The sequence below is a fragment of the Streptomyces syringium genome, from assembly GCF_017876625.1.
Taxonomy (GTDB): Bacteria; Actinomycetota; Actinomycetes; order Streptomycetales; family Streptomycetaceae; genus Streptomyces; species Streptomyces syringius.
The window spans coordinates 4,968,847-4,981,306 of sequence record NZ_JAGIOH010000001.1; the positions used below are offsets into that span (position 1 = coordinate 4,968,847).

The 12,460-nt window shown below is 72.9% G+C and carries 14 protein-coding genes; 8 read left to right on the forward strand and 6 right to left on the reverse strand.

The window, feature by feature from the left end; all coding sequences use genetic code 11:
* Positions 1-38: 38 nt before the first annotated feature.
* Together JO379_RS22225 and JO379_RS22230 are read left to right on the forward strand one after the other, a co-directional pair.
* On the forward strand, positions 39-1,274 hold the full coding sequence (locus JO379_RS22225; RefSeq protein ID WP_209516599.1) for a sensor histidine kinase: 1,236 nt from the start codon (positions 39-41) through the stop codon (positions 1,272-1,274).
* Positions 1,271-1,921, forward strand: coding sequence for a response regulator transcription factor (locus JO379_RS22230; protein ID WP_278046339.1), 651 nt, complete (start codon positions 1,271-1,273; stop codon positions 1,919-1,921). The genes JO379_RS22225 and JO379_RS22230 overlap by 4 nt, the downstream gene beginning before the upstream one ends.
* A gap of 18 nt (positions 1,922-1,939) precedes the next feature.
* On the opposite strand, the gene JO379_RS22235 is transcribed toward JO379_RS22230, so the two are convergent.
* Positions 1,940-2,815: a transglutaminase-like domain-containing protein gene (locus tag JO379_RS22235; RefSeq protein WP_209516602.1), complete on the reverse strand. Its 876-nt coding sequence runs from the start codon at positions 2,813-2,815 to the stop codon at positions 1,940-1,942.
* 74 nt (positions 2,816-2,889) lie between these two features.
* Positions 2,890-3,912 carry a GNAT family N-acetyltransferase gene (locus JO379_RS22240; protein ID WP_209516605.1) on the reverse strand — a complete coding sequence of 341 codons (1,023 nt, stop codon included), beginning with the start codon at positions 3,910-3,912 and terminating at the stop codon, positions 2,890-2,892.
* Between the two features lie 114 nt (positions 3,913-4,026).
* Between JO379_RS22240 and fdxA the strand changes: the two genes are divergently transcribed.
* Both fdxA and dapC read left to right on the forward strand, forming a co-directional pair.
* Positions 4,027-4,356, forward strand: a complete 330-nt coding sequence (gene fdxA / locus JO379_RS22245) for a ferredoxin (protein WP_087926433.1) — start codon at positions 4,027-4,029, stop codon at positions 4,354-4,356.
* Between the two features lie 118 nt (positions 4,357-4,474).
* Positions 4,475-5,572, forward strand: coding sequence for a succinyldiaminopimelate transaminase (gene dapC / locus JO379_RS22250; protein ID WP_209516610.1), 1,098 nt, complete (start codon positions 4,475-4,477; stop codon positions 5,570-5,572).
* Between the two features lie 107 nt (positions 5,573-5,679).
* On the opposite strand, the gene JO379_RS22255 is transcribed toward dapC, so the two are convergent.
* Positions 5,680-6,060 (reverse strand): ATP-binding protein, encoded by a 381-nt coding sequence (locus tag JO379_RS22255; protein ID WP_130879731.1) that lies wholly within the window; start codon positions 6,058-6,060, stop codon positions 5,680-5,682.
* A gap of 300 nt (positions 6,061-6,360) precedes the next feature.
* The gene (locus tag JO379_RS22260; RefSeq protein ID WP_130879732.1) at positions 6,361-7,290 is read right to left on the reverse strand and encodes a VldE C-terminal domain-containing protein; all 930 of its coding nucleotides are present in this window, start codon (positions 7,288-7,290) and stop codon (positions 6,361-6,363) included.
* Between the two features lie 145 nt (positions 7,291-7,435).
* On the opposite strand from JO379_RS22260, the gene dapE reads away from it, so the two are divergent.
* Entirely contained in the window at positions 7,436-8,515 is a 1,080-nt protein-coding gene (gene dapE, locus JO379_RS22265) for a succinyl-diaminopimelate desuccinylase (RefSeq protein WP_130879733.1), read from the forward strand.
* A 138-nt stretch (positions 8,516-8,653) separates the two neighbouring features.
* Entirely contained in the window at positions 8,654-9,403 is a 750-nt protein-coding gene (locus tag JO379_RS22270; RefSeq protein WP_130879734.1) for an LOG family protein, read from the forward strand.
* Positions 9,404-9,479: 76 nt separating this feature from the next.
* Here the strand turns inward: JO379_RS22270 and folP are convergent, their stop codons facing one another.
* A complete protein-coding gene (folP, locus tag JO379_RS22275; RefSeq protein WP_130879735.1) occupies positions 9,480-10,340 on the reverse strand; it encodes a dihydropteroate synthase in 861 nt (286 codons plus the stop codon).
* A 124-nt stretch (positions 10,341-10,464) separates the two neighbouring features.
* Between folP and JO379_RS22280 the strand changes: the two genes are divergently transcribed.
* Entirely contained in the window at positions 10,465-10,914 is a 450-nt protein-coding gene (locus JO379_RS22280) for a DivIVA domain-containing protein (protein ID WP_245381520.1), read from the forward strand.
* Positions 10,911-11,522 carry a DNA-3-methyladenine glycosylase I gene (locus JO379_RS22285; RefSeq protein ID WP_130879737.1) on the forward strand — a complete coding sequence of 204 codons (612 nt, stop codon included), beginning with the start codon at positions 10,911-10,913 and terminating at the stop codon, positions 11,520-11,522. The genes JO379_RS22280 and JO379_RS22285 overlap by 4 nt, the downstream gene beginning before the upstream one ends.
* A 144-nt stretch (positions 11,523-11,666) precedes the next feature.
* Here the strand turns inward: JO379_RS22285 and chcB are convergent, their stop codons facing one another.
* A complete protein-coding gene (gene chcB / locus JO379_RS22290; protein ID WP_130879738.1) occupies positions 11,667-12,455 on the reverse strand; it encodes a 2-cyclohexenylcarbonyl CoA isomerase in 789 nt (262 codons plus the stop codon).
* Between the last annotated feature and the right edge of the window lie 5 nt (positions 12,456-12,460).

Consider the following 12,460-nt stretch of genomic DNA (forward strand, 5'->3'; position numbering starts at 1 on the left):
GAACGGGCGGTGCCCGAAGGCCGGGAGACACTGCGAGGATGACGGAGCGCGAGGACCACGCCGTGGACAGGGGATTCATCCGGATCGGCGAGGCACCCGAGGACTGGCGGCAGATGCTGGCCAAGGGCTGCTGGACCCTTCTCTACATGCTGTACCTGGCCGTCGTGGTGGGGGACCTGACCGACGGCCACCACACGGGCCCCGCCACGGTGCTGGGCTGGGCGGGGTTGACCGTCTTCGTCCTCGTGTACCTCTTCATGGTCCTCGGCCGGCGCCCCTGCGGCCGTCTCTCCCGCCGTCAGCTCGGCACCCTCGCCGGGCTGTACGCGCTGGCCGTGGTGCTGGCACTGGCGCTCGGGTCGGTGTGGCTGGTGCTGCTGGTGTACGTCGCCGTCTCGGCCGGCGTCATGCTGCCCACGAAATGGGCGCTGCGGGTCATCCCGTTCGTCGCCGCCTCCGAGCTGGTGATCGGCTTGGCGGAGGGGGCGGACATCTCGCGCCAGCTGACGCTGGTGCTGCCGACGCTGCTGGGCGGCGCGGCGATGATGGGCATCGTCCAGATGGGGCGCACCATGCGCGAGCTGCGCGAGGCCCGCGCCACCGTCGCCCATCTCGCGGCCAATGAGGAGCGGCTGCGGCTCGCCCGTGACCTGCACGACCTGCTGGGGCACTCGCTGTCCTTGATCACGCTCAAGAGCGAGCTGGCCGGACGGATGCTGCCCGACCGGCCCGGACAGGCCGCCCAGCAGGTCGCGGACATCGAGCGGGTCAGCCGGCAGGCGCTGGTGGACGTCCGGGAGGCCGTGAGCGGCTTCCGCCGTCCGACGCTGGACGCCGAGATCGCGGGCGCCCGTACCGCGCTGGCCGCCGCGGGCGTCGCCGCCGCCGTCGGCGGCGCGAGCGGCCACGCCGGACTGCCGGCGGAGGAGGAGGGCGCGCTGGCGTGGGCGCTGCGCGAGGCCGTGACGAATGTGGTGCGGCACAGCGGCGCGAGCCGCTGCGAGGTGACGCTCGAGGAGCAGGGGGACGAGCTGTGCCTGACCGTCACCGACAACGGCCACGGCCCCGCCCGGCCGCACGGCAACGGCCTGACGGGCCTGGCCGAGCGGCTGGCCCTCGCCGGCGGCCGGCTGGAGACCGGGCGCGGACCGCGGGGCGGCTTCCGGCTGCGGGCGCGCGTACCGCTCACCCGCAGCCCGGCGCCCGGGCCCGCCGAGCCGCACCCCGCGGGGCCGGCCACGGCCCCTGGCGAACGGCCTAACCTGTCGCTGTGAACGATCTTCCCGCGCGCCCCGACGACCACAGCCCCGCCGGCCCCGTCCGGGTGCTCCTCGCCGAGGACCAGTCCATGGTCCGCGAGGCGCTCGCCGCGCTGCTCGGGCTGGAGGGGGACATCGAGGTCGTCACCCAGGTGGCCCGGGGCGACGAGGTGCTGGACGCCGCCCGGGGCACGGCCGTCGACGTGGCGCTCCTCGACATCGAGATGCCGGGGATGACCGGGCTGGAGGCCGCCGCGCTGCTGCGCCGTGAACTGCCCGGCCTGAAGATCGTGATCCTGACGACGTTCGGGCGGCCCGGGTATCTGCGCCGGGCGATGGAGGCCGGGGCGGACGCCTTCCTGGTCAAGGACGCGCCCGCCGCCCAGCTCGCGGACGCCGTACGGCGCGTGCTGCGCGGGGAGCGGGTCATCGACCCGACGCTCGCGGCGGCCGCGCTCGCCGAGGGCGCGAATCCGCTGACCGACCGCGAGCGGGCCGTCCTGCACGCCTCCGCCGACGGCTCGACCAATGCCGAGCTGGCCACGGCCCTGCACCTCTCGCAGGGCACGGTCCGCAACTACCTCTCCACGGCCATCCAGAAGACCGGCGCCCGCAACCGCGCGGAGGCCGTCCGCATCGCCCGGGACAAGGGCTGGCTCTGACCGGTGGACGCGCGGCTTTCAGTTGAGCATCGCCCGCGCCGCGCGCGCCTGGCCCAGCACGGTCCTGGCCGTGCCCGGCTCCACCGCCGCGATCACCTCCGCGTACTCCTCCAGCTCCCGCGCGCCGCGCAGGAAGTCCCCGCGCTCCACGAGCAGCTCGGCGCGCTCGTAGCGCAGCCGGGCGGGGTGGCGGGGGAGCAGCAGGGAGAGTTCGAGGGCCCACAGCTGGACGTCGCTGCGCTCGGGCCGGGCGGCGGCCCAGGCACGGATGTTGTTCAGCACCCGCAGCACGATGTCCAGCGGCTCCGCGGGGGCGAACATCGACGGTGACAGCGGGGCCCCGGTCGCGCCCGCGACCAGCAGCCCGGCGTCCTCGTCGGACAGCGGACGGCCGCCGTCGAAGGGGTCGACCAGCACCTTCTCCCCGTACGGGTCGCCGAAGCCGACGACGAAGTGGCCGGGCAGCGCCACCCCGTACACGGGCGCGCCCGCCCGCCGTGCCACCTCCAGCCACACCACGGACAGCAGGATCGGCAGGCCGCGGCGGCGCAGCAGCACCTCGTCGAGCAGCGAGGACTCCAGCCTGCGGTAGTCCGCGGGGGAGCCGTGGAAGCCGCAGCGCTCACCGAGCAGCTGCGCGAGCGCCTCCGCCCACCGCCCCGGCCCGGCCTGGCGGCCGAGCGCCGGCAGCAGGCCGGCGAGCCGGTCCAGCTCTATCTGCGCGGCGTCGATCCGGTCCTCCTCCGAGGGGGCCTCCTCCGGCGGGGCCTTCGCCCGGGACCCGGACCCGGCGTGCGCTTCGGCGGCGACCAGCAGACAGAGCAGGGCGAGGTCCGGGCGCACCTCCCGGGCCGCCTCCGTGAACCGCTGCCGTCGGCCGGTCGTCTCGTGCATACGTGCCTCGTACCCGCTCGGGGCGGTGGACGACAAGCCCATCGCCGGTTTCCATGATGCGGCCGCGACGGTTCCTAGCGCTGGGGCTCGCGGCGGTAGTGATAGGTGTGGTGCGTGGTGAAGCCGAGGTCGTCGTAGAGGCCGTGGGCGGCGCCGTTGTCCGTCTCGACCTGGAGGTACGCGGCCGAGGCGCCCTCGTCGAGGGCGCGCTGGGCCAGCCGTGCCATCACCAGGGTGCCCAGCCCCCGCCGGCGGTGGGCGGGGCCGACCTCCAGCGCGGCGAAACCCGCCCACCGGCCGTCCACCACACAGCGGCCGATCGCCGCCGGACCGGTCTCGCCCGGCCCGCCCGGCACGGTCGCGAACCAGACCGACGGCCCGCCGGACAGCACCGCCAGCGCGTCGTCGGCGCTCCCGGCGGCCGTCGCGGCCCTCCCGTACGCTCCCCGCCACTCCTCGGACGGCTCGCGGGAGAGCAGGGCCTCGTCCGTGGCCGTGCGGGGCGCCCGGTCGGCGATCGGCGCCAGCCCGGCGATGCGCATCACGGCGTGCCGCTCGGCCGTCCAGCCACGGCCGGCGAGCTCGGCGTCAAGCATCGCGTCCGTCGCCGCGTCACCCGTGGTGACCTGCACCAACGCGGGCAGTGAGCGCTCGGCGTACCACGCGGTGACATGGTCCAGGGCGGCCGGCAGCGGCAGTCCGCAATCACCGAGGGGCAGCACCGAGTTGGCCCGGGCGGTGAAGCCGCCCGCCGCCCGCAGGGTCCAGTCGCCCAGCCGCCCGGTCTCCCGCGCGGGCCAGCCGCGCGCCGCGACCTCCTGGAGCTCGCGCGTGCTCGTGGCCGGGCCGCGCCGCCGCGCGGGGGTGTCCGGCACGACCTTCCCCGCGACGAGCGCCGACTCCTCGACCTCGACCGTTTCCCCGTTCCGGCGTGTGATCCGCAACACACCGTGGTCCCAGGAGGAGAGCACCCCCACCGCGTCGGTGAAGCGCTCCGGTGAACGCTCGCGGTCGTTCAGGAGACGTACAGATACCCTTTTTCCTACATCAGCGGCATTGATCCGGACTTCCAGTCGTCCGCCCGTGGTGAATTCCACAGCTCTCCCCACCCCTCTTGTTCGTCATGTGCCCGGAAACGGAGATACTAGGTGTGGGCATCGACGACGCCGCGCTCCCGCGCGAGATGAGCCCTACCGAGGAGGAACGACAGCGTGACCTACGTCATCGCGCAGCCTTGTGTCGACGTGAAGGACAAGGCGTGCATCGAGGAGTGCCCCGTCGACTGCATCTACGAGGGCTCCCGGTCCTTGTACATCCACCCGGACGAATGCGTCGACTGTGGTGCCTGTGAGCCGGTATGCCCCGTGGAAGCGATCTTCTACGAGGACGACACTCCTGAGGAGTGGAAGGACTACTACAAGGCGAACGTCGAGTTCTTCGACGAGCTCGGTTCGCCCGGTGGTGCCTCCAAGCTCGGCCTGATCGAGCGTGATCACCCCTTCATCGCGGCGCTGCCGCCGCAGGCCGAGGGCGAGCACTGATCGCCCCGCGCAGCGCCGCCGCGGCCCCGTACGGCACTTCCGCCGTACGGGGCCGCGGCGTTTCCACGGCGGACCGCCGACACAAGACCGACTTCGGACTGACGTAAGAGAGAGAATCGTGGGCGCAGTCTCCTCCCGCCTCCCCGCCTTCCCCTGGGACCGCCTCGAGCCCTACAAGGCCACCGCCGCGGCCCACCCGGACGGCATCGTGGACCTGTCGGTGGGCACCCCCGTCGACCCCGTCCCCGAGCTGATCCGGCGGGCGCTGACCGATGCGGCGGACAGCCCCGGCTACCCCACGGTGTGGGGGACGCCCGCGCTGCGCGCGGCCCTGACCGGCTGGGCCGCGAGCCGCCTGGGCGCCGAGGGACTGGCCGAGACCAATGTGCTGCCCGTCGTCGGCTCCAAGGAGCTGGTGGCCTGGCTGCCGACCCAGCTCGGCCTCACTGCCGGCGACAAGGTCGGCTACCCGCGGCTCGCCTACCCGACGTACGAGGTCGGCGCGCGGCTCGCGGGCGCCGAGCCCGTCGTCTACGACGACCCGACGGAGCTGGACCCCACCGGCCTCAAGCTGCTCTGGCTCAACTCCCCGTCCAACCCGACGGGCCGCGTCCTGTCGGCGGACGAGCTGCGGCGCACGGTCGCCTGGGCGCGCGAGCACGGCGTGCTGCTCTTCAGCGACGAGTGCTACCTGGAGCTGGGCTGGGAGGCCGACCCGGTCTCCGTGCTGCACCCGGAGATCTGCGGCGGCTCCTACGAGGGCATCGTCGCCGTCCACTCCCTCTCCAAGCGCTCGAACCTGGCGGGCTACCGCGCGGCGTTCCTCGCCGGTGACGCCGCCGTCCTCGGCGAGCTGCTCCAGATCCGCAAGCACGGCGGCATGATGGTCGCCGCCCCCGTCCAGGCCGCCACCGTCGCCGCCCTCGGCGACACCGCGCACGTCACCGAGCAGCGCGAGCGCTACGCCCGCCGCCGGGCCGCCCTGCGCGCGGCCTTCGAGGGCGCGGGCTTCCGGATCGAGCACAGCGAGGCGTCGCTGTACCTGTGGGCCACGCGCGACGAGCCGTGCTGGGACACCGTCGGCGAGCTCTCCAAGCGCGGCATCCTCGTCGCGCCCGGGGACTTCTACGGAACGGCGGGCGAGCGCTTCGTGCGGATCGCCTTCACCGCGACCGACGAGCGGGTCGCGGCGGCGGTCAGCCGGCTCGCGGAATAGCCGGTCCCGCGCGGATCCGCCCGAGCGGCGGATCCGACGCGGCAGGCATGCGAAAGGGCCCGGGAGGCGACTCCCGGGCCCTCTCGCGTGAGCGGCGCGCTGCTGGATCAGCCGCCCAGCGGGGTGCTGGGCAGCCCGCCCTTGGTCGCGGAGTTGGCGGTCTCGCCCACGACCTTGCCGGCGGAGGAGCCGACCTGGCCCGCGGCCTTCTGGACGACCGGGGTGGCCTCCTTGCTGACCTTGCCGACGGTCTTGGTGGCGGCGGGTACGCCCTCGACGGCCTTGCCCCCGAGGTTGGTCGCCGTGCCACCGGCCTGGTCGGTGACCGCGCTCACGTTGTTGGTCACGTTCGCGGTGTCCAGGGCGCTCAGGGGGGCCTGGGTCACGTCCGCGGCGCTCGCGGCGCCGGCCGCGCCGACGGCGCCGGCGGCACCCGCTGCGACGAGGAGTGCCGCCTGGGCGATCCGACGCGTGAGGGGGAGGGACATGTTGCTCCTTTGACGGAGTGAGAGGAGGTTTGCTGTCCGGCTCGCTGGCTGGCGAGCGGACGCAGTGACTACCGCGCGAATCCCCTGAAGGTTGCGGTGCCCCAGGGTAAAGAGTTCGTAATGCGTCGCATTATCAGCTCTGTGAAAATCCGGGCAAACGTGACGGTCCGCAGTGCAGTGCGGAAGGCTTACAAGCCTTTAGTCACAAGGGATTCGGGTAAATCCCGCCGCCCTCCCGGGCATGCGGTGAGCACGGCATTCGCGTACGTCGGGCATCCCCCGCAAGGGGGTGCTGTCGCACTACTGATCGGTGGTGATCCGGACGGTGGGAGTCGTATCCGCACCCGATTCCCCGGCGTGTGCCGCGCTCTTCCGCCAGCCCGCGGCGGAATCCTCGGCCGTCCATACCCGGCCGTCGAAGGAGACGCGCTCGATACGCAGTTCGGCGGCGTGCGCCACCGCCCACGACGCCAACGCCCAGCCGCGCCGCGGCAGATCGTCCTCCGTCGACGCCGCCCGCAGCGGGACCGTCACCGTGCGGGCGCCCGCGGCGCCCTTGGCGCCGCCGCCGGCCCCGGCGCCCACGACGGGGCGCACCAGCGCGCCGAACTCCCGCGTCAGCTTCGCCTGTACCGCCGACGGGTCGCCCGGCTTCCCGTCGCCGGGGCTCCTCGTGCAGCTGAACGCGGCCGCCGTGCGGCCGGTGAGCGCCGAGGCGAGCAGCGCCGCGCGCGGCTCGTGCTTGGCGTACGCCTGCGGGAACCCGCTGCGCTGCACCTTCTGCGCGGCCACCGTCAGCGGCAGCCGCGAATAGCCCGGCACCTCGACCAGATGAGCGTAGAACTTCCCCGACGCGTACACCGGATCGGTGATCTGCTGCGCGGTGCCCCAGCCCTGGGTGGGCCGCTGCTGGAACAGACCCAGCGAATCGCGGTCGCCGTGGTGGATGTTGCGCAGCCCCGACTCCTGCATGGCAGTCGCCAGCGCGATCGTCACCGCCCGCTCCGGCAGGACGCGGGAGGTGCCCACAGCGGAGATCGTCGCGGCGTTGACCGCCTGTTCGGGATCGAGTGCGTACTCCTCGCCGTGGTCCCGGACGACACACCGGGGCGCACCCGGACCGGCCGTCATGAAATGCGCCACCAGATACCCGATCAATGCCAGCAGCACGGCACAGGCGGCCACGGTACGCAGCAGTCGGCCACGGCGGGCGAGGGAGATCCGGGACATGCGGGCCACGTTACTGGAGAGACATAAGAATCGATTGAGCCGGACCGTGCCTTTCCCGGTCCCATGCCTTTCGAGCTCCTTTCCCGAAGTGCCCGAAATCGCCCCGGGACTCCTCGAACACGACCGCGAGAGTTAGAGTCGCGGCATGGACCATGCCGCACTTGACCTGTCCCTCGACGCGAGCACTCTGACCGCTCGGCTCGTCGACTTCCCGTCGGTGAGCGGTGACGAGAAAGCCCTCGCGGACGCCGTCGAACAAGCGCTGCGCACCCTGCCCCACCTCACGGTCGACCGGTACGGCAACAACGTCGTGGCCCGTACGAACCTGGGCCGCGCCGAGCGCGTCGTGCTGGCCGGCCACCTGGACACCGTTCCGATCGCCGACAACGTCCCCTCCCGGCTGGACGACGACGGCTATCTGTGGGGCTGCGGCACCAGCGACATGAAGTCCGGCGTCGCCGTGCAGCTGCGCATCGCCGCGACGGTCCCCGAGCCGAACCGCGACCTGACCTTCGTCTTCTACGACAACGAAGAGGTCGCCGCCCACCTCAACGGCCTCGGCCACATCGCCGAGGCGCACCCCGACTGGCTCGCCGGAGACTTCGCCGTCCTGCTGGAACCCTCCAGCGGCCAGGTCGAGGGCGGCTGCCAGGGCACCCTGCGGGTGCTGCTGCACACCCAGGGCGAGCGGGCCCACTCGGCGCGCTCCTGGATGGGCAGCAACGCCATCCACACGGCGGCGCCGATCCTCGCGCGGCTGGCGGCCTACGAGCCGCGGCGCCCGGTGATCGACGGACTGGAGTACCGGGAGGGGCTCAACGCCGTCCGCATCGAGGGCGGCGTCGCGGGCAACGTCATCCCCGACGCCTGCACCGTCACCGTCAACTTCCGCTACGCGCCCGACCGCAGCGAGGCCGAGGCGCTCGGCTTCGTCCGCGAGTTCTTCGCGGACTGCGGGGTGGCCGAGCTGGTGGTGGACGACCACTCGGCCGCCGCACTGCCCGGACTGTCCCACCCGGCCGCCGTCGCCTTCATGGCGGCCGTCGGCGGAACGGCGAAGCCGAAGTTCGGCTGGACGGACGTCTCACGCTTCAGCGCCCTCGGCGTGCCAGCGGTGAACTACGGCCCCGGCGACCCGCTGCTCGCGCACAAGCGCGACGAGCGGGTGCTGGCCTCCCTGGTCGACGACTGCGCGGAGCGGCTGCGCGCCTGGCTGACGAGCTGACGCTTCCTCGGACCCCGCTGGTCACGAGCGCCCTCCGCAATCGCGAATTCCGCTGCTCGCCCCGTGCGGGGGCCTAGGCTGATCGGAAGATCCTTCCCCCGCTTCCGGCGGGGAGGCCCCATGCGGAGGGAGCACGGTATGGACAGTCCCGACGGCAGGCGCGCGCAGCGGGAACAGCGCCGGGGGCCGGTCACACGCCGGCACGGTCAGATGCAGCAGGGGACCACCGACCAGCACCTGCTGGACACGAGAGGGACCGCGGACTGGGTGCACGAGGACCCCTTCCGGGTCATGCGCATCCAGTCCGAGTTCGTCGAGGGCTTCGGGGCCCTCGCCGAACTGCCACCGGCCATCAGCGTGTTCGGCTCGGCCCGGACACCCCGTGACTCGTCGGAGTACGAGGCCGGGGTCGCGATCGGACGCGGCCTGGTCGAGGCGGGCTTCGCGGTGATCACGGGCGGTGGGCCCGGGGCGATGGAAGCGGCGAACAAGGGCGCGACGGAGGCGGGCGGCGTCTCGGTCGGCCTCGGCATCGAGCTGCCCTTCGAGCAGGGGCTCAACCCGTATGTGAACCTCGGGGTCGACTTCCGCTACTTCTTCGTGCGCAAGACGATGTTCGTGAAGTACGCGAGCGGGTTCGTCGTCCTGCCCGGCGGCCTCGGCACGCTCGACGAGCTGTTCGAGGCACTGACCCTCGTCCAGACGAAGAAGGTCACGCGCTTCCCGATCGTGCTCTTCGGCACCGAGTACTGGCAGGGCCTGGTCGACTGGCTGCGCGGCACGCTGATCGCGCAGGGCAAGGCGGGGGCGCACGACCTCCAGCTCTTCCACATCACGGATGACGTCGACGAGGCGATCGGCTTGGTGACGAAGGAAGCGGGGACGTAACGGGGGCTTCGCCCCGGACCGCGGTCCGGGGCGCCGGACGGGCTCGTTTCCGAGCCCGTCCGGCGCTTGATTTGGCCTAGGCGAGTCCGCGCCTGGCCACCGCAGGTGCCCGGTGACCGGCGATGGAGGCGACCATGTCCAGCACCTGCTTCGTCTCCGCGACCTCGTGGACGCGGTAGACCTGGGCTCCCAGCCACGCCGAGACGGCCGTCGTCGCGAGGGTGCCCAGCACCCGCTCCTTCACCGGCTTGTCGAGCGTCTCGCCCACGAAGTCCTTGTTCGACAGGGAGACGAGCACCGGCCAGCCGGTCTCCGTCATCTCGCCGAGCCGCCGGGTGGCCTCCAGCGAGTGCCGGGTGTTCTTCCCGAAGTCGTGGCCCGGGTCGATCATGATGCCGTCGCGCCGGACCCCGAGGCGGGCGGCCCGCTCGGCCAGTCCGAGGGTCACCCGCAGGATGTCCGCCATCACGTCGTCGTACTCCGTCCGGTGCGGCCGGGTGCGCGGCTCGACACCGCCCGCGTGGGTGCACACGAGCCCCGCGCCGTACCGGGCGGCGACCTCGGCGAGCTTGGGGTCGACCCCGCCCCACGCGTCGTTGAGCACGTCCGCGCCGGCCTCGCAGACCGCTTCGCCGACGTCGTGCCGCCAGGTGTCCACGCTGATCACCACGTCCGGGTGGCGCCTGCGCACCTCGGCCACGAAGCCGACCGTGCGGCGCGCCTCCTCCTCGGCGGTCACCTCCTCGCCGGGACCGGCCTTCACGCCGCCGATGTCGATGATGGCGGCACCTTCCGACACCGCCTGCTCGACCCGGTCCAGCGCGGGCTCGTCGTGGAAGGTGGCGCCCTGGTCGTAGAAGGAGTCCGGCGTCCGGTTGACGATCGCCATGATCACCGGTTCACGCTCGTCGAACTCGCGTCGTCCAAGCCGCAGCATTTTCCGTACTCCCTCTCCGTGGTCCGCCAGCGACCTTAACTGTCAGTGGGGCATGGCACGATCGTGGAGCACGGTTTGGCTTGCGGAATACCGACGCACCGCGTGACGGGCGCACCTCGGGGAGATGGTCGTGTTCTGGTTCTTTCTCATCACGCTGCTCGTGGTGGTCGCCGCGGTGACGCTCGCCGTCGGCGGCGGCAGCGGCGGCGGTGCCCTGGCCGACGCGGCGCCCGACCGGATCGGCCCGCAGCTGCCCGCCGAGCGCCCCTTGGGCCGGGCCGACGTCGACGCGCTGCGGCTGCCGGTCGCCCTGCGCGGCTACCGCATGGTCGAGACCGACGACGCCCTGGACCGGCTCGCGGCCGAGCTGGCCGAGCGCGACGCCCGGATCGCCGAGCTGGAGGCGGCGCTCGCGGGAGCGCAGGCGTCGGCCATGAGCGGGCCCGGACTGCTGAAGGGCGAGTCCGGTCACCCGGCCCGCGAAGGCGGTGGCCAGGAGACGGGGCGGTACGCCGACGGGCGTGCGGACGGTGACGCGACGGCGGACGACCGGAACGGGGGATCGGGATCATGAGCGTGGGTGCGGTCGCCGGTCCGGACGGGCTGGCGCGCTGTCCGTGGGGCCTGGAGGCGGAGTCCATGGCGGACTACCGCGTCTATCACGACACCGAGTGGGGCCTCCCGGTGCGCGGTGACGACGCGCTGTACGAGCGGATGTGCCTGGAAGCGTTCCAGTCCGGGCTGTCGTGGCTGACGATCCTGCGCCGCCGGGAGGGCTTCCGGGCGGCCTTCGCCGGATTCTCCATCCCCGCGGTGGCGGCCTTCACGGACGCGGACGCGGAGCGGCTGCTGGCCGACCCGGGCATCATCCGCAACCGCGCCAAGATCGCGGCCGCGATCGGCAACGCCAAGGTCGCGGCGCAGTGGGAGCCCGGCGAGCTGGACGCGCTCATCTGGTCCTACGCCCCGGGGCCCGACCGGCCCGTACCGCGCACGTGGGCCGACGTACCCGCGACGACCCCCGAGTCCACGGCACTGGCCAAGGAACTCAAGAAGCGCGGCTTCCGTTTCATCGGCCCCACGACCGCGTACGCCTTGATGCAGGCGTGCGGCCTGGTGGACGACCACCTGGCGGACTGCCACGCCAGGCGGCTGCCGCCGCCGGGGTCCGCGACGGCCTGACGGGCCGCTTGGTCTTGCCGCCTGCGGCGGCGGGCGCTCTGCGGGCGCGTCCTCAAACGCCGGACGGGCTTGATCGGGCTGAGCTCAGCCACCACCAGCCCGTCCGGCGTTTGAGGACACCGCCGGCGCCCGAGACGCCTGGCGTCAGCGCCCCACGTACTTCGGCTTCTCCTTCTTCAGGAAGGCGTCCACGGCGATCCGGTGATCGTCGGAGGCGCCCGCCTTGCCCTGGAGCTCGTTCTCCTTGGCCAGTGCCTCGGTCAGCGAGTGGCCGGCGGCGAAGTCCAGGGACGCCTTGATCGCCGCGTAGGCGAAGGTCGGGCCGTCCGCCAGCCGGCGGGCCACGGCGCTCGCCTCGGCGGCCAGCTCGGCGGCCGGGACGACCTTGTTCGCGATGCCCAGCTCCTGCGCCTCCTGCGCGCTGACATTGCGCGGGAAGAGCAGCAGATCGGCGGCGCGGCTCTGGCCGATGAGGCGGGGGAGGGTCCAGGAGACGCCCGAGTCGGCGGTGAGCGCCACCCCGGCGAAAGAGGTGTTGAAGCCCGCGGTGTCCGCGACCACGCGGTAGTCCGCCGCGAAGGCGAAGCCCGCGCCCGCGCCCGCCGCGACCCCGTTGACCCCGGCGACGACGGGCTTCGGCATGCCCGTGATCGCGGTGACGATCGGGTTGTAGTGCTCCGCGACCGTGCTCATGACCTTCTCGGCGTCCCGGCCGAGCAGCTCGACGTGTTCCTTGAGGTCCTGGCCGACACAGAAGGCGCGGCCGGTGGCGGTGAGCAGTACGGCCCGTACGGCCGGGTCGCCGGCCGCCTCGCCCAGGGCCCGGAGCAGCGCGACCTTGGTCTCGATGTTCAGCGCGTTCATGGCGTCGGGACGATTCAATGTGATCGTCGCGAGCCCGTCGTTCACCTGGTACAACACGGTGTCGGCCATGGTGC